Raw genomic sequence first — 17,334 nt, 5'->3', positions numbered from 1 at the left:
GTCACTCCTTACTCAACCGATGAACACCTTCTCCTCAACATACTTGAGAGAAGATGGCTTGCCCCTGATGCTGGTTGCAACGGTTATGGGCCCCAGCCTCCCAACGAACATGACAACTATGAGGATGAACTTGGATGCGGTATGCAGGTGGGTCGTGATGCCTGTAGAAAGCCCTACCGTTGCAAAGGCTGACACACTTTCAAAGGCGACCTGCAAAAAGCTGAAGGCTCCCCCCTCGGCGAGGAGGATACCCATCATGCCAAATCCGATGACCAGCAATGCCAGCAAAAGCACCTGATAGGCCTTGAGGATGCTCGCTTCGTTGATCTTCCTCTTGAAGGCGGAGCTATCCCGTCTGGATATCATCGACCCCAGGCTAAGCATGAGGGCAAAGGCTGTGGTCGTCTTGATACCACCACCTGTGGACCCCGGAGAGGCTCCGACGAACATCAGGATCATCATGAAGAACTGGCCAACATCGCTCATCGAGCCAATGTCTATGGTGTTGAAGCCCGCGGTCCTGGCACTCGCACTCTGGAAAAACGCACTGAGCAGCGAGATATGCTCGACCAGAAAGAAAACTACAGTCCCCAACAAAAGAAGCAGTCCATTCATGGAGAGCACAATCTTGCTATGCAGGGAGAGGCGCTTCCACCTTCGGGCCTTCGTCACGTCGGCAAGGACAAAAAACCCTGTCCCCCCGATGATGATCAATAGCGAGGTCACCAGGTTCATCGCAAGGTTCCCCTTATAGGCGCTCAGGCTCTGGAAGTTCCCCTGGATATCAAAGCCCGCATTGTTGAATGCACTGATGGTATTGAATGCAGCATGGCCCAAAGCCTGGAGCGGCTCATGAGAGGTGCGGAAGATGAAATATTCGACGAAGGTCCCCACACCCTGGAACACCAGGGCGGCGAGGCCGACAGCCTTCACCACCTGCATCGTCCCCTTCACCGTCCCCAGATTGTACGCTTCCCTGATGACACTGTACTTGCCGATGGAAATGGGGAAGCCCAGCATGAGGATGAAGGTCATGACCACAGAGGCAAAGCCCAGCCCCCCGAGGAGGATGAGAGCTGCAATGACCGTCCTGCCGAAGATCGTGAAGGTCTGGGCAACATCGATGGTTACCAGGCCTGTTACACAGACAGCGCTGGCTGAGGTGAAGAGGGCATCGACATAGGAGAGGGAAATGCCTTCATGGTGGGCAAACGGAAGGGAGAGCAGGCCTGACCCTGCCAAAATTATCAGAGCGAACCCGAGCAGAAGATACTGGTTGGGCAAAAGGGTTCTTCGTCTTATCATACTCATAGTTGGTCTGAGTCTACCATTAGGGAAACTCTAGTACAATATGCTTGTCAGAGGGCCCTGTTGATTTGCCGATAGGCGCATTTTATGGTATATTGGTTCGTGACTGGGAAAAGTCCAGGCAAAGTGAGGTTCTGATGATTGACAAGAAAATTGTGAAATTGATAAACGAACAGATCAACAAGGAATTCTATTCTGCATATCTGTATCTGGATATGGCAGACTTCTATGCCCACGAAGGGCTCAACGGTTTCGAAAACTGGTTCAAGGTGCAAGCCCAGGAGGAGATGGCCCATGCCCTGCTCTTTAGGCAGTACCTCATCAACAACGGCTATGCTGTGGAACTGGCTGCCATCGGCGACCCTACCATGAAGTACTCCGACAACAAGGCACCTCTGGTGGAAGCCCTGAAGCACGAGCAGTATGTAACAGCATCCATCAACACCATCTACAGTGAAGCATTTGCTCTCAAGGACTATCGCACCATCCAGTTCCTTGACTGGTTCGTAAAGGAACAGGGTGAGGAAGAGATGAACGCCGAGGACAACATCCGCAAGTTTGACCTCTTCGGTACCGATGCCAAGAGCCTCTACCTGCTCGACCAAGAGCTTAAGGGCAGAGTATTCACTCCACCATCGCTGGTAATCTAATCATTGTGTCACCCGCTTTCCGATGAAGGCGGGTGATGTTTTTTACTAACAGCACAAAGGAGCCATCATGCAGAGCAAGCCGATCAGGAGAGTAACAGGGGGATCCGTCCAATACGATGGGGCTGGCGTCAAGCTGGTCAGAGTAATAGGATATCAGGATGTCTATGATTTCGACCCATTCCTTCTCTTGGATGCTTTTGACTCCACTGACCCCGAAGACTACCTCAAAGGTTTCCCCTGGCATCCCCATAGAGGGATAGAAACAGTCACCTACCTTATCCAAGGCGATATCGAGCATGGGGACAGCCTGGGAAACAAGGGGTCCATCAAGGACGGCAGTTGCCAATGGATGACCGCCGGCAGCGGTATCATCCATCAGGAGATGCCCCAGAAGAGCGAGCGGATGCTCGGCAGCCAGCTGTGGATCAACCTCCCCCAGAAGGACAAGATGACCCATCCTGTCTACAGGGACATCAAGAGCGAGCAGATCCCAACGGTCAAGGAAGAGGGGGTGGAAGTCCGGGTCATAAGCGGAACCTACAAGGGTACCAATGGCCCTGAGCAAGGCGACTTCGTAAAGACCATCTACCTCGATGTCAAGCTCGATGCCCATACGAAATGGGTATTCCCAGTCGACCCCCAGAAAAAGATCTTCTGCTATATGGTGGAAGGCTCAGCCTTGGTAAGCGACACGAGCCAGAGGATTCCCCACCACCAGGCAGTGCTCTTTGGAGACGGTGACACGGTGGAGATCAGTGCAACTGAAGAGGGTCTTCGCTTCTTCTTCTATGCGGCAAAACCCCTAGGGGAGAGCATCGCCTGGAAAGGGCCCATCGTGATGAACACCCAGGACGAGCTCAAGCTTGCTTCCAAGGAACTGAGGGACGGGACATTCATCAAGCACGCTTGAGAGCTCACCACCCTTCCCTATTCCATTCAACCTTACACCGATACCAGTCGTATCGGTGTTTTTTTGTCCTGGATATGGATTGTCTCGTTTGCCTTGGAACTGACTTCGGATAGCTCTGTCCTCAGCAAAGGCCACTTTGCAACCGCTTCATCAACGCGGCCTCCTTTGCGAAATCTAATGAGGGCCCAAACCTTTGTCTGCCTCATCAGGCCTGACAGGTAATAGTACAAAATGCTGGAAAACTCAGGTTCGTAACAGAGCCTAGATCAGATTTTCTTCGTGCATGATATCGAAAGCAACGATTGCATCATGGACATGTACACGCATCGCTTTTTCTGCCAGTTCCGGATCCTCTTTGCAAATCTCATCCATCAGCAATCTATGCCAATATCGTGGATAGCTGGCTTTGGGGGCGTTCGTTGCTTGTGCACTGGAAAGCATCCAATAGAAATTCACTTTTTTCAACACTTCAAGCAGGATGTCATTGCCTGTACATTCGGTTAGCAACATATGGAACTGCAAATGGATATTTCTGCTCTCGTTGACAGTGTCTGGAGTGTAGGGAGTCGTATCAAGGAGTGTAGCAAGCCGGTAGAGTTCCTCTTTCCTTGCAAGGAACAGGTCCTTGCAAAGGTCACGGGCTGCCTGGCATTCAATCGCTTCGCGTACCTGGAAGATCTTCTTGATCCGGTCGTAGGTAGGAACGATTACGTACGCACCCCATTTGGGTTTTGACTGGACAAGCATATCAGATTCCAACCGCTTAACAGCCTCGATCACAGGAATGGTGCTGGTGCCAATTTCCGTAGCCATCTTCCGCAAGGAAAGTTTAGTACCAGGTTTCAGGTCCCCACTGAGGATTTTATCCAGAATATAATTGTATGCCTTCTCTCCAGCAGTATTGAATACGATATCTTCCACGCGCATACCCTCTCTTAATACCTTTACCAATTGATACTATATTACAATAAATTAAAAGAAAAGGGAAAACTAGATTCAATTTTCCCAGCTTTGGTCACCCTACCCGTGGATGCAAAGGGTTGTTCACCGCATACCGAGGCTTCTTGGCTTCTAGAAGCACATCCATGATGCATTTCCCCATATCCACACTACACCGCAGGAAGGAATCTGTGGTTGCCGAGGCATTGTGCGGTGTCATGACCACATTATCCAGTGTATAGAGCGGATTATCCAAAGGCAGGGGTTCGGAGGAAAAACAATCAAGGCCGGCTCCAAACAATTTTCCTGTTTGCAATGCATCGATGAGATCGGGTTCAACCACAATGCCACCACGTGCGGCATTGATGAAAATTGACCCATCCTTCATGGCTGCAAAGAAAGCTTTGTCAGCCAGGCCTTTGGTGGCAGGGGCGAGAGGCATATGTATCGTGACAATATCTGCTTTGCCCAAGAGCTCCTGCAAATCATTGGCAACAACCACTCCCTCAGTAAGGCTGTCCTTCGGTATGTTTGGATCGTATACAACGATGTTCAAACCAAATCCATCCTTACATTTCTGGGCGACAGCCCTGCCAATCTGGCCAAATCCGATTACGCCGAGGGTTTTTCCCAACAGCTCCATGCCCAGTGTCGAACGGCAGGAGAAATTACCAAGACGGAGATTCTTGTCACAGAAGTGCATATACTTGGCAGTAGACAAGATCAAAAGCAAGGTGTGCTCAGCAACGGCATTCGTCAGAGCAAGAGGGGTATTGGAAACCCAGATGCCAAGGTCATTTGCTGCTTCGATGTCGATTTTTTCAGTCCCTACTCCATACCGAGCGATGATCTTCAGATTCTTCGCATGCTCGAGGACCTTCCTTGAGTATACCTCGGTGCGGGCAAGGACGGCATCACAATCACCTATCGCAGCAATCAAGGAACTCTCATTATTCCCACATCGTACAATCTCGGCTCCGCCCTCGATCAAGGTCTGAACTCCGTCAAGCAATACTTCCTGGGGTACCAATAGTTTCATATCATTTCTCTTTCTTAATTATTTGGTGGATGCGCCTTTCTTTTGGGCTTTCCCAAGGAAAAAGACAAATATAACGGTCAACAGCAAGAAGGCCATGCTATCCGGCTGAAGAAAAACGGCCATGTTGTTGCCAGAGATGGACAGGCTTCTTCTGAAATAGCCTTCGAACAAAGGTCCTAGCATTGCACCAAGGATCAAAGTCACTGCAGGATATTTCTCTTTTCTCATGAAGTACATGATCACGCCAACACCGGCAGAGGCTATCATCTGGAAGACAGAACTCGTGGCAGCATAGGCCCCGGTTATGGCGATCAGGCTGATTGCAGAGTAAAGTACGATCCGGTTTATCCTGACCAACTTGATGTAGTATGGCCCAAAGAGCATCAGGGAGAGGGGAATCATCAGGACAGCAGAAACCAACAGGGCCGCATACATCGGGGAAACCAGTTGAAGCTGACGGGTCATGATGTCTGGACCGGGAACGATACCATAGACCATCAAGACACCAAGGACGACTGCGGTTACACCGTCACCGGGGATACCGAATGCAAGCATCGGAACCATTGCCCCACCACAGACGGCGTTATTGGCCGATTCTGCACAGGCAATGCCCTGCAATGACCCATTGCCATACTTCTCTGGGTGCTTTGAGCCGCGCTTGCCTTCTGCATAAGCGACAAAAGAGGCAAGAGCACCTCCTGCACCAGGAAGGGCACCGATGAAGAAACCGATTAAGGAGCTTTTCATATAGGCAAGAAGCCCGATTTCCTTGAAATCAGCTTTCGTCGGAATGAAATCGCGACGCTTGATCTTGATGTCCTTTACCGCAGCGCTAACTTCTTGGTATTCCTTGTTTGAAAGGTCGCTTTGCATCAAGACTTCACTGATCGCAAATGCTCCTATTACCACAGAGATGAAGTCTATTCCTTCCATCAAGGAAACGGTTCCAAAAGTAAAGCGCGAGGTCGGATTGAACAGACCCATTCCGACCGTGGAGAAGATCATGCCAAGGATGATGAAGAGCATTGCTTTCTTCCAGCCCTTACCTTCCAGAGCACAGATGGTGATGAATGCAAAGAGAACCAGGGATGCTTTTCCAGGTGTTTTCACCAGCAAGGCTGCTTTTACCGCAATGGGGGAAACAAGAATCAAAAGCAGTACGCCAATGGCACCACCGAGGGCTGAGGCAAAGCTGGCATGGCCGATGGCTTTGGCTCCCATGCCCCTTTGCATCAAAGGATACCCATCCTTACCAGTCATGCTGCTGGACGGGGCACCAGGGATGTTGATCGTGATTGCGGTGACGCTACCTGCATACATACCAGCCATGTAGATTCCCATGACCATGCACAGTCCCATGTTCAACGTCATGCTATAGGTCATTGGCATCAGCAGGACGATGGCAACCGTTGCGGTGAGCCCTGGAATGATGGCAAAAACCAGACCAATGATGAATCCAAGGAGCGTTACCAAGAAATTGATGGGTTGGAACACTACGCCGAACCCAGACATGATCTGTATCAAAGTATCCATACCGAACGCTCCTAGTTGAACCTGACGCCGAAGATTAAGGCGTACAGGATATAGACAAAACCAGTGATGATTGCTGAGATGATGAGTTTCTTCACCACTGCAGTAATCTTGTCATCGAAGAACAGCATGAACAAGAACGTGAACACGAACGCTGCCCCAATGAACCCAATCAATTTGTACAGCCCGATGAAGAGGAAGAAATCGGCGAACAGAATAACCTGTTTCAAGCCAATTACTTTGCTCGAGCTCGCCCCTGCTTCGACAGGTTCCTTCAGTCCATCAATCATTATGGATATACAAAGAGCAATTCCAATGACAGCGATGATCACGGGTATGAAGTTTTCATTGCTCAATCCACTTTCGAGAAACAAGGGGCCCATTGACAACCCAACACCAAGGTACCCAAGCAAGAAAATCATGCACACAAATGGGATCATCACCTTTTTATGTAAAAACCTTTGTATATCCATCTTTCAAATCCTTATCAAAATTTCTTAACTAGCTACTCAGCGCTTGAGGAGCCCTTTGGCGACCATGTCATCCAATAGCTTGAATGCAGTGATCTGTACAGTGTTCACATATTCCTGAACCGCTGCACCACTCTTCCAAACAGGGGAGACACCGATGGAGACAACCCAATCCTGGAATTCCTTGGTCTCGGCAGCTTCCTTGTAGTAAGCGGTCAGGGTATCGATTACGTTCTGGGGAGTATCCTTGGGTGCACACATCAGGATGAAGGATGCGCACTGGATCTCAGGATGGCCGAGGGAAGCAATGGTAGGAACCGTTGGATAGGCCTTGTTCTGGACCATTGAGAATTCAACGATGCCACGTACCTGTCCACTTGCGAGCAATGAGTTGAGGTCGCCGAGGCTGGTGATGATGGCATCAACTTCGCCATTGAGCAGTGCTTCCTTCTGGGTTGAAGAACCGATGTACTGGACTTCATTGACGTCAATTCCATAGATAGATTCAATCTGAGAGATTACGAGGGAGGTCCTGGACCCAGCGTTTGCACCACCGATCCTCACCTTGCCGGGGTTGGCTTTTGCTGCATCAATGAGATTCTGCCAGGTTTTAATGGGGGAATCGTTGCGGACCATCACGGCATCAGACTCCTGGGTCAACATCGCGAAGATGTTCAACTTGTTCAGGTCATACTGTGGGATCAGGTTGAAGTAGACAGAACCGACGACACTGCCGTAGGTCATGCTTCCGATGCGATACCCATCAGGCTTTGCAATCATGACCTGGTAAGGACCATTGGCTTCTGTTGCACCATTGTTGGTTACATACAAGGTCTGGCCCTTGTGCTGCTTCTCAATGATGGAAATGATTTTTCTGTTGATGGCATCGGTTCCACCACCAGATTCAGCATTGACGATGACCTCGATGTCCTTAGCTGGGTAGGTTGCTTCAGATGAGCCTTGCGCAAAGGCCATTGACGAGAGTGCAATAAGCACTGATACGAACGTTAAAATCTTCCTTTTCATAAATCCTCCGAACTCCATGTAAGATGTTGTTATCTGTACGATACAGTATTATAACTGTTATAACAGTCTGTCAAGGAAAATCTTATCTTTTTCAAACCGCCTCCCTTGGTGGATACAATGATTTCTTGACAATGTACTAATACACCAGTACATAGTACAAAAGTAGAAGATGAGGGAGTGCAGGTGTACAAAGCAGCCGAGCAAAAACTGGAGTTCAGTCTGGATGTAAAGAGTGGGGTCCCCTATTACAAGCAGATCATCTTCCAGGTGGAGATGGCCATCTCCGATGGCAGGCTGGAGAAAGGTTCCCAGCTTCCCACAGTCAGGAGCCTTGCAGTCGATCTGAGCATCAACCCCAACACAGTAGCCCGGGCATATGCCGAGATGGAGATACGCAACATTGTCGTGACCCAGCAGGGTTCAGGCACCTTCATCAGTGACAAGAAAATAAATCTCAATGCGATCGAGCGCGAGCAGGTACTCTCCCAGATCACCAAATCCTACCTTTCCAAGGCAGCTTCCTTCGGGTTCTCCTTGGAAGAGATAGTAGCAAACATCCATGACCTGGGCCCGGACCTGAAGCTAAAGAAGGAAACAGTATGAATCTCTATCAGAAAAAGTTTGACAGGATCAAGAATGCCAAGACATTCACCCTCAAGAAGGATTTCAGCTTCGGCTCGCTCTCCTTCTTCTCGCTTGCCCTCTTCATGGTAGCTGGAGCATGGGTAGAGTTGCTCATCTACCCATCCTTCCCCTTGGAAGGTATCGCGATGCTCATCTCTTTTGTCTTGGTGATGGCCATCATCATAGCCCTGCTGCCGATGTGGCTCATCGTCATTGCCTTGCTCTTTTTCATGTGGCTATCGGTTATGGGGAAGCTGAGCATATACCTCTACCCCCTTGCCGGCTTTGCCACGGTGGGCATCCTCCTCTCTTGCGGGGTCCAGCTTGTACAACACTGGGACAAGGTCGTTGTCCTGCGCCTGGGCAAGTTCAGGAAGGTCCATGGATCGGGTCTCTTCTTCCTCATTCCCTTGGTGGACAGGATTGCCGAGTTCGTAGACATGCGCATCAGGGCAACCGACTTCAGTGCCGAGAAGACCCTCACCAAGGATACCGTTCCGGTACATGTCGATGCCCTGGCATTCTGGATGATCTGGGATGCGAAGAAGGCCATCCTGGAGGTTGAGAACTACACGGAGGCTGTGATCCTCTCTGCCCAGACAGCCCTGAGGGACTCCATCGGAAAGTATAGGCTCTCATCGCTCCTCTCAGAACGGGAAGAGTTGGGAAAGGAGATTCAGCAGAGCCTCGATGCCAAGACCAACCCATGGGGGGTCTCTATCCTCTCGGTAGAGATAACCGACATCATCATCCCCAAGGAGCTTGAGGACTCGCTGAGCAAGCAGGCCCAGGCTGAGCGGGAGAAAGAGGCAAGGATCATCCTGGGAGCCGCTGAGGTCGAGATAGCAAAGAAGTTCACCGAGGCATCGAAACAGTACTCAAACGATACTGTGGCCCTGCAGCTGCGTTCGATGAACATGATCTACGAGGGTATCAGGCAGAACAACTCCATGATGCTCTTGCCCGCCTCCATCCTCGACCACATGGATTTGGGAGCGGTGCTTGGAAGCGCAGCCATCCAGAGAGCCCAGGAAGCGAAAGAGCGAACCCTAGAGGAGTGACCTATGATCAAGATTGAGAACGTAAGCCGCAACTACAAGACAGGGGAGACGGTCGTCAAGGCACTGAAGAAGGTTTCCCTCGACATTGACGATGGAGCTTTCCTCTCCATAGCGGGACCATCCGGCTCAGGGAAAACAACGCTATTGAACCTCATCGGATGCATAGATGCCCTCGACGGGGGTGAGATAACCATCAATGGCCAAGAGGTCACCAAGATGGGAAAGAAGGGCATGACCGAATTCCGCAGAAACAACCTGGGCTTCATCTTCCAGACCTACAACCTCATCCCAGTTCTCTCTGCCTACGAGAACGTGGCCTTCGTCCTCTCAATCCTCAATGTAGGCGAACATGAGACGCGACAGCGAACCATGGCCCTGCTGAAGGAGGTCGGTCTGGAAGGGATGGAGGACCGCCGTCCTGGCAAGCTCAGTGGAGGCCAGCAACAGCGCGTTGCCATAGCCAGGGCCCTTATCAAGAATCCCCAGATCGTGCTGGCTGATGAACCGACGGCAAACCTCGATTCCAAGACAGGGGAAGAGATCCTCAAGCTCATGAAACGGATGAACGAGAAGTACAAGACAACCTTCATCTTCTCGACCCACGACCAGATGGTCATGGACTACGCCAACCGCCTGGTACAGCTCCACGACGGGACCATCATCAGCGATGAGAGGAGACATGGATGAAATTCATCTTTACCCTCGCGATGAAGAACCTCACCCGGTACAAGAGACGCACAGCCATCACGGCGACCGCCATTGCCCTTGGGTTGATGATGTACCTCGTTGTCGACTCCTTGCTGATGGGCATTGAGCAGGAATCGGAGCGGAACCTCATCTGGTATGAGACATCTTCGGTGAGGATACACCAGAAAGAGTATTGGCCTGACCGATTGCTCTTCCCTCTGGAAACAGGAATATCAAACCCCGAGAAGGCCATGGAGGCCCTCAAGAAGGGTGGCTACACAGCAACAGGGCGTACCATGTTCAAAGCCGACATGATCCTCTCCAGTGATGACTTCGGGGAGGAGGGAAACCTCCCAGCCCTGGTTACGGCCATCGATCCAGAAACGGACAACCAGGTCTTTCACTTCGAGGAGACCCTGGCCGAAGGGAGACTGCTCACCAAGGGGGAGAAGGACGGCATGCTGATGGGTTCCTGGCTTGCCGAGGACATCGGGGCGAAGGTCGGCTACTGGGTTACCCTGGTAACCCGGGGGAACGGCGGCTTCTTCGAGGCGGTTGACCTCCAGATCGTGGGTATCCTCAATTGTCCCAACCCCAATGTAAACCGGACGCTCATCATGGTGGACAAGGAGAATGCAGACGCCTTCCTGGGAATGGAAGGTTCGGTGACAGAGATCGACATTCGCTTGCCAAGCCGGGCCAATGTAGAGACAGAGGTCACCAAGATCCAGGCAAGCCTTGCCTCTGCTGGCCTTGGCGACCTGGAAGCACAAAGTTGGAGGGTCCTGGCAAAGGACTTCCTTGCCATTGCAGAAGCCAAGCGTGGAGGATCGGGCATCATCCTCTTCCTCGTATTCATCATTGCAGCGGTGGGCATCTCCAACACGATGCTCATGGCCATGTACGAACGGACACGGGAGCTGGGCATGATGAGGGCCCTGGGCATGAAAGACAACGATATCCGGCTCTCATTCATCTTTGAGGCGGGAGGCATCGGGTTGGTGGGTTCACTTATGGGAATCATCCTGGGGGCCCTGCTCAACATCTTCATAGCCAATGTGGGCATCAATATGGGATTTCTGCTGCGCGACATCGACATGGGCTACAGGATCCAGAGCATCATGCGTGGGACATGGAGCATCAGGTCGTTTGTCATAACCTTCATCTCAGGCATTGCCCTCTCCATGCTTGTATCGATCGTTCCCATCAGACGGGCACTGAAGATGGACATCCCCTCCTGCCTCAGGCACCAATAGGAGCATGCAATGATGATGAAAAGCCTTCCAAAGCTAGCGTTCAGGAACATATTCAGGAATCTGAGGCGTTCGATCCTCTCTGCTGTTGCCATAGCAGTCTCAGCGATGAGCATTGTCATGCTCTTCGGCCTACTCGACGGGATGGAAGCGGACATGGCCAACAACCTCAAGTCCTACTACACGGGAGAGGTCCTGATCAGAAACAGTGACTTCGAGAAATATGAACGGTACAACCCCATCCACCTTGGTGTCGACTGGCAGGCCATCGAGCCCATCCTCAAGGAGAATGCCCATGTCCGGGCTGCCGCAGCGAGGATCAACTTCCCCTCCAGCATGTACATAGGCGATGACACCCATGTGGTCATGGGTGTCGGTGTCGATTTTGCAAATGAGGAGGCCTTCATTGACTTCCCTTCCCTTGTACAGGAGGGCAGGCTCCCCGAAATGGGGAAAAACGAAATCCTGATGGGCTTTGCCCTAGCAAAGGACATGCACCTTGGCCTTGGAGACAAGGTGACCCTGCTGAGCAACACCGCAACCAGGGGGAGCAATGCCATCACGTTCCAGATAGTCGGGATCGCGGGCTTCCCCGTGGCCAGCCTCAACGCCAACACCATCTGGGCCCCGATCGACCGGGTCCAGTACTTCCTCAGGATGGATGGCCTTACCCAGGAGATACTGGTGCAGCTCACCAAGGGTTCTGACGAAAAACTGGTAGCCAGGCAGATCGGAAGCGAAATCGAGGAGAAGACAGGCGTTGTGACCGATACCCGGTCCTGGAAAGAGCTGAACCAGATGTATGGCATGCTGCAAATAGCCAAGATCGCATACTACTTCATCGCGATGTTCTTCTTTATCCTTGGCAGTACGGTCATCATCAACACCACCATGATGGTCATCTTTGAGAGGATGCGGGAGATAGGCACCCTCTCTGCCCTTGGGATGCAGGGATCGGAGCTTACCAGGCTCTTCCTGCTTGAAGGCCTCTTCATCAGCATCATCGGCTCGTGCATTGGAGTGCTCATTGGCTACCTGGGAACCTACTACATGGGCAAGGTAGGGCTGGACTTTACCGAGGCGCTCAGCGGCATTGACATGGAGATTTCCTCCATCCTCTATCCAAAGACAAGCGTGACAAAGGCCCTCATCATCTGGGCCTATGCAACAGTCATCTCAACCCTTTCCACCTTCATACCCTCTCGCCATGCTTCAAAAATCCAACCTGTGGAGGCTCTACGCTATGTATAGGAAACTACCGGCCATGGTGCTTATGACTCTGCTGCTGTTTGCCATCCCTTCTGCACTCTTTGCACTCAGCTCAGATGAAATCATCGAGAAGATGGACAACATGGCAACATTCGACACCACCTTCTCTACGGGATCAATCCAGACAACAGACCGTTTCGGGACAAAGACCAGCCTCTTCAAGTCTTGGAGCCAGGGCAAGGTTGATTCACTCATAGAGTTCACCAGCACTGCTGAACGAGGGCAGAAGATCCTCCGTACCGCAGGGAGCCTCTACCTCTTCTACCCTGATGCAGAACAGCTCATCAGGATGCAGGGCTCGGCCCTGCGCCAATCCATGCTGGGCTCGGACATCTCCTATGAGGACATGACCGAGGAGAAAAATACCCTGGACAGCTACACGGCCAAGCTTGAACAGGAAGAACCATTCAACCAGCGCTCCTGTTATGTGCTTACCCTCACGGCAAAGACCCGTTCGGTAGCCTACCCGATCCAGAAAATCTGGGTCGACAAGGAGTCCTTCCTTGTCTGGAAGGCCGAGTACTCCACCCAGCAGGGAAGGCTGCTCAAGACCATGGAGGTGCTCCAAACCTTTGAAACCGATACCAGGGTACTGCCCAAACAGAGCAGGATTGAGGACAAGATGAAGAAGGACTCCTCCACCCTCATGACGATAGACTCCTTTGAGGCAAACCCCAAGCTGGACAAGAGCATCTTTACCCTGGAGAACCTGACATGGTAGGCAAGCATTCCAGACATGTTTTGTTGGCCCTAGCGCTAGTGGCCCTCACCCCGCTCTTCGCATCCGGAAATCCGGTGATCGGGATGGACCTGCTGCCAACGCTCTCCTACTCTGCACAAGAGGATAGCTGGACCGATCAGGTGGTAGCCAACCTTACCCTCACCCTCTCTTCCAAGAACGAGGGAAATGTTCGGGGGGAGGTGGTACTCAAGGGCAACAACCTTTCGGTGCCCACAAGCTTTGATGATGTGGTGCACAAGGCATACTTCAAGGCCCGTTTTCCCTCCTTTCGGCTGACGGCAGGAAAGACCCGCCTCTCCTGGGGGGAAGGCATGCTCTTCAACGCTGGTGACGTACTGTATGGAGACAACTCAGCCTCGGTCTCGTTGACCCAGGCGGAACTGAGAAGCACCACAAGCTGGCTGGCCTCGGTCAACTACCCGTTGGGATACTTCTCGTTTGCAGAAGCCGTCGTGATGCCCTCTGAAACCCAAACACCTACGGACCTGTTCCTCGCAGCGCGGTATTATACCACGGTAAAGGGCCTCAAGATGGAGGCTGGCTATGCTACAAGGAAACCACTGGGAGAGGCTCGTGTACACAAGCCGTACCTAAGCCTCCAGGGGAACGTAGGCTTTGACTGGTACCTCTCCTCCTCGTTGGCCATACCTGAAGAAGGAGCGTTCCTAGAGGAGAGCAAAGAGTCCTGGTTGGTCAGCGGGGGTATTTTTTACCTACAGAGATTGCCCCATGAGAGGTCCCTCACCCTTAGGCTGGAGGCTCTCACCCGTCCCTTTGGGGACTGGAAGACCCACTCTGTCAAGGATGCTGATGCTGCTCTCCTCTTCTATCCGGAGCTCTCCCTGGCCTACTCACCGGCCCTTTCCTTCAGCCTACGGTCCATCATCTCGCCCTTGGACCTTTCGGCAAGGGCCACGTTCAGCACTATCTGGAATGTGTTCGAGGCATTCAATCTGGTGGGTAGCATCTCCTGTGATGCAGGGAATGCAGGCGACCTGTTCCCATGGAATTCCACTGGTTCTTCGCTTTCTGTAACGGTAGGGAGTTCCTGGGTCTTCTAGAAGAGATCCCATTTCACCATCGAGTTATTGCCCATGCTGGGCAAACTGCAAAGGTCCTCTACGCCTGGTAGAGGGCCCTATCTTCATATCGGACTTGGGTTATCGGCCAACACCTCCCTAACGGAGGATCTCTCCATCGGAGGAGAGCGTTACCACTGCCAGAGGCAGGATCTTCCCGGAAGCAGCGATGGCCCGCCTTACCGCAGAATCAAGGCCACCACAACAAGGGACCTCCATCCTGACCACCGTGATGCTCCGTATGTCGTTGTGTGCAAATATGGTGGCCAGCTTCTCAGCGTAATCCCCCTCGTCAAGCTTGGGACACCCTATGAGGGTAACCTTGTCCTTGATGAAGGTGTTGTGGAAATCGGCAAAAGCGTAGGCAGAGCAGTCTGCGGCGATGAGTAGGTCACACTTGTTGAAGAACGCAGCATTGGGGGCTGCCAGCTTGATCTGTACCGGCCATTGGCGAAGCTGGCTGACAGGACGCTCTGAATTCCTTGCAACTGGTTCCTCTTGCCTTTCGGACTTTTTCATGACCTTCATCTGGGATCCTGGACAACTGAAGAGAGGCATGGGCTCGGTCATCAGGTGGGCAACCGCTGCATGGTCAAAATCCGGTGCTTCCCTATCCTCGAAGCTAATGGCCCCGGTGGGACAACCCGGAAGGCAATTGCCCAATCCATCACAGTAGTCCTCCCTGAGCAGGACGGCCTTCCCGTTGACCATTCCAATGGCTCCTTCCTGGCAGGCACTCACACAGAGGCCACAACCATTACACAACTGTTCATCTATACGTATCATCTGTCTGATCATGTTTTATTACTCCATTGTCCTTGATGCGAGACCATGATACTATGGGGCAATCATAAGTTATGTTGTTTTTACAACAAAAGGGTACGAAATGAATGCTCTTCCGATTCTTGCACAAAGTGTGCTCTTCAACACAGTCAGCCCTGATGACCTGCCACACCTCATCTCTTGCCTCAAGCCAAAGGAGGCCACCTACCCCAAGGACTACACCATCATAGAGGAGGGGGATGTGCTGGATGAACTTGGGGTCGTACTCTCGGGCTCGATCCATCTGGTCCGTCATGATTTCTGGGGAAACAGGACCCTTGTTGCCCAACTCGGGGTCGGGGACATCTTTGCAGAAACGGTAGCCTGCACTGCAGAAAAAAGCCTTGTATCGGTAGTTACGTGCGAGAAGACCGTTGTCCTCTTCCTCAGTGTCCAGAGGATCATCACAACCTGCCGGTCAGAGTGTGTATTCCACCATGCGATCATCGAGAACATGGTCAGGCTCCTGGCACAAAAGAACCTGGGGCTCATGAAGAAGATGAACCATATCACCAAACGCAACACGCGGGAGAAACTGCTCTCCTTTCTCTCTGAACAGGCCTGGAAGACCGGCAGCAAAGCCTTCACCATCCCCTTTGACCGCCAGCAACTTGCCGACTATCTCTGCGTCGACCGAAGTGCCATGTCCAGTGAACTGGGAAAGATGAAGAGCGAGGGGCTCATCGAATTCACCAAGAACACCTTCGAGCTCAAGCAGTCCATGCTCTGACAGGCCATCATCACTACCAAGGGAGGATCTCACATGAAACAGGTACGGCCCATCATCCTCGTGTTTCTCTTTTCCGCTATGCTGGCCTTCACCTCCTGCGCAACATTCCAGCAGGAGGCTGAGGGGCAGATACCACTGCCACCATTGGAGTCTACTGTCGCTGCGATCGACAAGTATGGTAACCTCACCCTACAGATGGGTAAAGAGGAGCTGCTTGGGTTCGGTTACGAGGTAGGTGACATCACAGAGATAACTGTAGGATCCCTCTCCTTTGAGGCACCCATCGGCACCTCATACAGCGATGTCGACAAGGGAAACCTTTTGGTCCGGCTCAACCAGGGCTCTGTGATGCTGGCCATCAACTACGGAGACCTGGGAAAGGCAAGCTCGGCCGTTGTAGGCTCCCCTGTCCTCATCACCCTATCCAGAAAGGGAGGATACCTCCAGCAGTTTGAGCTCAGGCGCCTGGTACGAAGTGAAAACCGGGAGGACTACGCCTCTGACGAGGTCTTTGCGAACTTCAGGATGGTACAAAACGGCTCCATTGCCGCCAACACACTCTACCGCTCGGCCAATCCCCTGCTTGACGATCCCCGCGCCCCCTATGTGGAGGCCCTTGCCAGGGAAGCCGGCATCAGGACGGTCATCAACCTTGCAGACGAGCAGACCGGCCTGTATGCAAACCTTGGCCAGGCCCCTTACTACAAGGCATTGGCAGAGGAGGGCTCGGTCATTGCCCTCAACATGGGCGTCACATGTACAGACCCTGATTTCACCGCCAAGCTCAGGGAGGGTCTCGCCTTCATGGCCAGCCACAAGGGTCCCTACCTGGTCCACTGCAACGAAGGAAAGGACAGGGCCGGCTTTGTCATAGCCTTGCTCTCGGCCCTGATGGGTGCAACCGTTGACGAGGTTGTCGAGGACTATATGAAGAGCTACCAGAACTACTATGGCCTTGAAAAGGGTAGTGAACGGTACAAGCTCATCAGCAAGATCATCCTGGACCTGTTTGCAGACCTCAATGGGGGCAAGGCTGTCACAAACAGGAGCCTCGGCAGCGTCGCCAGAGCATACCTGACAGACCAGGTAGAGCTCTCCCCGGGCCAGATACGAGCAATCCAGGACAATCTCTCGGCAAGGAAGCTGGAGATCCATGGCTCGATCGTATTTACCCTGTAGGGATGTGGAGGAAGCA

At 52.2% G+C, this 17,334-nt stretch carries 18 protein-coding genes; 11 read left to right on the top strand and 7 right to left on the bottom strand.

Features of this window, described 5'->3' with window-relative positions:
• Positions 1-12: 12 nt before the first annotated feature.
• A complete protein-coding gene (locus ROJ03_RS00560; protein WP_313725029.1) occupies positions 13-1,305 on the bottom strand; it encodes a potassium transporter TrkG in 1,293 nt (430 codons plus the stop codon).
• Positions 1,306-1,445: 140 nt separating this feature from the next.
• Here ROJ03_RS00560 and ROJ03_RS00555 point away from each other — a divergent pair, with 140 nt between their 5' ends.
• Positions 1,446-1,958 (top strand): ferritin, encoded by a 513-nt coding sequence (locus ROJ03_RS00555; RefSeq protein ID WP_313725028.1) that lies wholly within the window; start codon positions 1,446-1,448, stop codon positions 1,956-1,958.
• A 67-nt stretch (positions 1,959-2,025) separates the two neighbouring features.
• A complete protein-coding gene (locus ROJ03_RS00550) occupies positions 2,026-2,868 on the top strand; it encodes a pirin family protein (protein ID WP_313725027.1) in 843 nt (280 codons plus the stop codon).
• Positions 2,869-3,129: 261 nt separating this feature from the next.
• Here ROJ03_RS00550 and ROJ03_RS00545 read toward each other — a convergent pair whose 3' ends face one another.
• The 5 genes from ROJ03_RS00545 to ROJ03_RS00525 all read right to left on the bottom strand — a co-directional run bounded on the left by ROJ03_RS00545 (position 3,130) and on the right by ROJ03_RS00525 (position 7,872).
• On the bottom strand, positions 3,130-3,795 hold the full coding sequence (locus ROJ03_RS00545) for a GntR family transcriptional regulator (RefSeq protein WP_313725026.1): 666 nt from the start codon (positions 3,793-3,795) through the stop codon (positions 3,130-3,132).
• Positions 3,796-3,883: 88 nt separating this feature from the next.
• Entirely contained in the window at positions 3,884-4,846 is a 963-nt protein-coding gene (locus tag ROJ03_RS00540) for a hydroxyacid dehydrogenase (protein ID WP_313725025.1), read from the bottom strand.
• 18 nt (positions 4,847-4,864) lie between these two features.
• Positions 4,865-6,379, bottom strand: a complete 1,515-nt coding sequence (locus tag ROJ03_RS00535; protein WP_313725024.1) for a tripartite tricarboxylate transporter permease — start codon at positions 6,377-6,379, stop codon at positions 4,865-4,867.
• Positions 6,380-6,390: 11 nt separating this feature from the next.
• Entirely contained in the window at positions 6,391-6,666 is a 276-nt protein-coding gene (locus ROJ03_RS00530) for a hypothetical protein (protein ID WP_313725023.1), read from the bottom strand.
• Positions 6,667-6,885: 219 nt separating this feature from the next.
• Positions 6,886-7,872, bottom strand: a complete 987-nt coding sequence (locus ROJ03_RS00525; protein WP_313725022.1) for a tripartite tricarboxylate transporter substrate binding protein — start codon at positions 7,870-7,872, stop codon at positions 6,886-6,888.
• A 183-nt stretch (positions 7,873-8,055) separates the two neighbouring features.
• Between ROJ03_RS00525 and ROJ03_RS00520 the strand changes: the two genes are divergently transcribed.
• Genes ROJ03_RS00520 through ROJ03_RS00490 form a run of 7 tightly spaced genes read left to right on the top strand, consistent with a single transcriptional unit; the run spans position 8,056 to position 14,569 of the window.
• Entirely contained in the window at positions 8,056-8,475 is a 420-nt protein-coding gene (locus ROJ03_RS00520) for a GntR family transcriptional regulator (RefSeq protein ID WP_313725021.1), read from the top strand.
• Complete coding sequence (locus ROJ03_RS00515) at positions 8,472-9,557, top strand: slipin family protein (protein ID WP_313725020.1); 1,086 nt, start codon at positions 8,472-8,474, stop codon at positions 9,555-9,557. Before ROJ03_RS00520 ends, ROJ03_RS00515 begins: the two co-directional genes overlap by 4 nt.
• 3 nt (positions 9,558-9,560) lie before the next feature.
• Positions 9,561-10,244 (top strand): ABC transporter ATP-binding protein, encoded by a 684-nt coding sequence (locus ROJ03_RS00510; protein WP_313725019.1) that lies wholly within the window; start codon positions 9,561-9,563, stop codon positions 10,242-10,244.
• Positions 10,241-11,500, top strand: a complete 1,260-nt coding sequence (locus tag ROJ03_RS00505; protein WP_313725018.1) for an FtsX-like permease family protein — start codon at positions 10,241-10,243, stop codon at positions 11,498-11,500. Before ROJ03_RS00510 ends, ROJ03_RS00505 begins: the two co-directional genes overlap by 4 nt.
• 9 nt (positions 11,501-11,509) lie before the next feature.
• Positions 11,510-12,748 (top strand): ABC transporter permease, encoded by a 1,239-nt coding sequence (locus ROJ03_RS00500; protein ID WP_313725017.1) that lies wholly within the window; start codon positions 11,510-11,512, stop codon positions 12,746-12,748.
• A complete protein-coding gene (locus ROJ03_RS00495; protein WP_313725016.1) occupies positions 12,741-13,487 on the top strand; it encodes an outer membrane lipoprotein-sorting protein in 747 nt (248 codons plus the stop codon). Before ROJ03_RS00500 ends, ROJ03_RS00495 begins: the two co-directional genes overlap by 8 nt.
• Positions 13,481-14,569, top strand: coding sequence for a hypothetical protein (locus tag ROJ03_RS00490; protein ID WP_313725015.1), 1,089 nt, complete (start codon positions 13,481-13,483; stop codon positions 14,567-14,569). The genes ROJ03_RS00495 and ROJ03_RS00490 overlap by 7 nt, the downstream gene beginning before the upstream one ends.
• Before the next feature lie 117 nt (positions 14,570-14,686).
• On the opposite strand, the gene ROJ03_RS00485 is transcribed toward ROJ03_RS00490, so the two are convergent.
• On the bottom strand, positions 14,687-15,385 hold the full coding sequence (locus ROJ03_RS00485; protein ID WP_313725014.1) for an ATP-binding protein: 699 nt from the start codon (positions 15,383-15,385) through the stop codon (positions 14,687-14,689).
• A gap of 88 nt (positions 15,386-15,473) precedes the next feature.
• Here ROJ03_RS00485 and ROJ03_RS00480 point away from each other — a divergent pair, with 88 nt between their 5' ends.
• A complete protein-coding gene (locus ROJ03_RS00480) occupies positions 15,474-16,139 on the top strand; it encodes a Crp/Fnr family transcriptional regulator (RefSeq protein ID WP_313725013.1) in 666 nt (221 codons plus the stop codon).
• Between the two features lie 33 nt (positions 16,140-16,172).
• Positions 16,173-17,318, top strand: a complete 1,146-nt coding sequence (locus tag ROJ03_RS00475; protein WP_313725012.1) for a tyrosine-protein phosphatase — start codon at positions 16,173-16,175, stop codon at positions 17,316-17,318.
• The last annotated feature ends 16 nt before the right edge of the window (positions 17,319-17,334 follow it).

Origin of the sequence: Sphaerochaeta sp. PS (assembly GCF_032144095.1) — a bacterium.
Classification (GTDB): Bacteria; Spirochaetota; Spirochaetia; order Sphaerochaetales; family Sphaerochaetaceae; genus Sphaerochaeta.
This window is presented reverse-complemented; position numbering and strand designations above follow the sequence as displayed.

Excerpts from the sequence above, each read along its gene's own strand:
- ROJ03_RS00500 (WP_313725017.1), top strand. The coding sequence starts at position 11,510 with ATGATGATGAAAAGCCTTCCAAAGCTAGCGTTCAGGAACATATTCAGG.
- ROJ03_RS00475 (WP_313725012.1), top strand. The coding sequence starts at position 16,173 with ATGAAACAGGTACGGCCCATCATCCTCGTGTTTCTCTTTTCCGCTATG.
- ROJ03_RS00505 (WP_313725018.1), top strand. The coding sequence starts at position 10,241 with ATGAAATTCATCTTTACCCTCGCGATGAAGAACCTCACCCGGTACAAG.
- ROJ03_RS00480 (WP_313725013.1), top strand. The coding sequence starts at position 15,474 with ATGAATGCTCTTCCGATTCTTGCACAAAGTGTGCTCTTCAACACAGTC.
- ROJ03_RS00525 (WP_313725022.1), bottom strand. The coding sequence starts at position 7,872 with ATGAAAAGGAAGATTTTAACGTTCGTATCAGTGCTTATTGCACTCTCG.
- ROJ03_RS00485 (WP_313725014.1), bottom strand. The coding sequence starts at position 15,385 with ATGATCAGACAGATGATACGTATAGATGAACAGTTGTGTAATGGTTGT.
- ROJ03_RS00510 (WP_313725019.1), top strand. The coding sequence starts at position 9,561 with ATGATCAAGATTGAGAACGTAAGCCGCAACTACAAGACAGGGGAGACG.
- ROJ03_RS00495 (WP_313725016.1), top strand. The coding sequence starts at position 12,741 with ATGTATAGGAAACTACCGGCCATGGTGCTTATGACTCTGCTGCTGTTT.
- ROJ03_RS00555 (WP_313725028.1), top strand. The coding sequence starts at position 1,446 with ATGATTGACAAGAAAATTGTGAAATTGATAAACGAACAGATCAACAAG.
- ROJ03_RS00550 (WP_313725027.1), top strand. The coding sequence starts at position 2,026 with ATGCAGAGCAAGCCGATCAGGAGAGTAACAGGGGGATCCGTCCAATAC.
- ROJ03_RS00530 (WP_313725023.1), bottom strand. The coding sequence starts at position 6,666 with ATGATTGATGGACTGAAGGAACCTGTCGAAGCAGGGGCGAGCTCGAGC.
- ROJ03_RS00515 (WP_313725020.1), top strand. The coding sequence starts at position 8,472 with ATGAATCTCTATCAGAAAAAGTTTGACAGGATCAAGAATGCCAAGACA.
- ROJ03_RS00560 (WP_313725029.1), bottom strand. The coding sequence starts at position 1,305 with ATGATAAGACGAAGAACCCTTTTGCCCAACCAGTATCTTCTGCTCGGG.
- ROJ03_RS00545 (WP_313725026.1), bottom strand. The coding sequence starts at position 3,795 with ATGCGCGTGGAAGATATCGTATTCAATACTGCTGGAGAGAAGGCATAC.
- ROJ03_RS00535 (WP_313725024.1), bottom strand. The coding sequence starts at position 6,379 with ATGGATACTTTGATACAGATCATGTCTGGGTTCGGCGTAGTGTTCCAA.
- ROJ03_RS00540 (WP_313725025.1), bottom strand. The coding sequence starts at position 4,846 with ATGAAACTATTGGTACCCCAGGAAGTATTGCTTGACGGAGTTCAGACC.
- ROJ03_RS00490 (WP_313725015.1), top strand. The coding sequence starts at position 13,481 with ATGGTAGGCAAGCATTCCAGACATGTTTTGTTGGCCCTAGCGCTAGTG.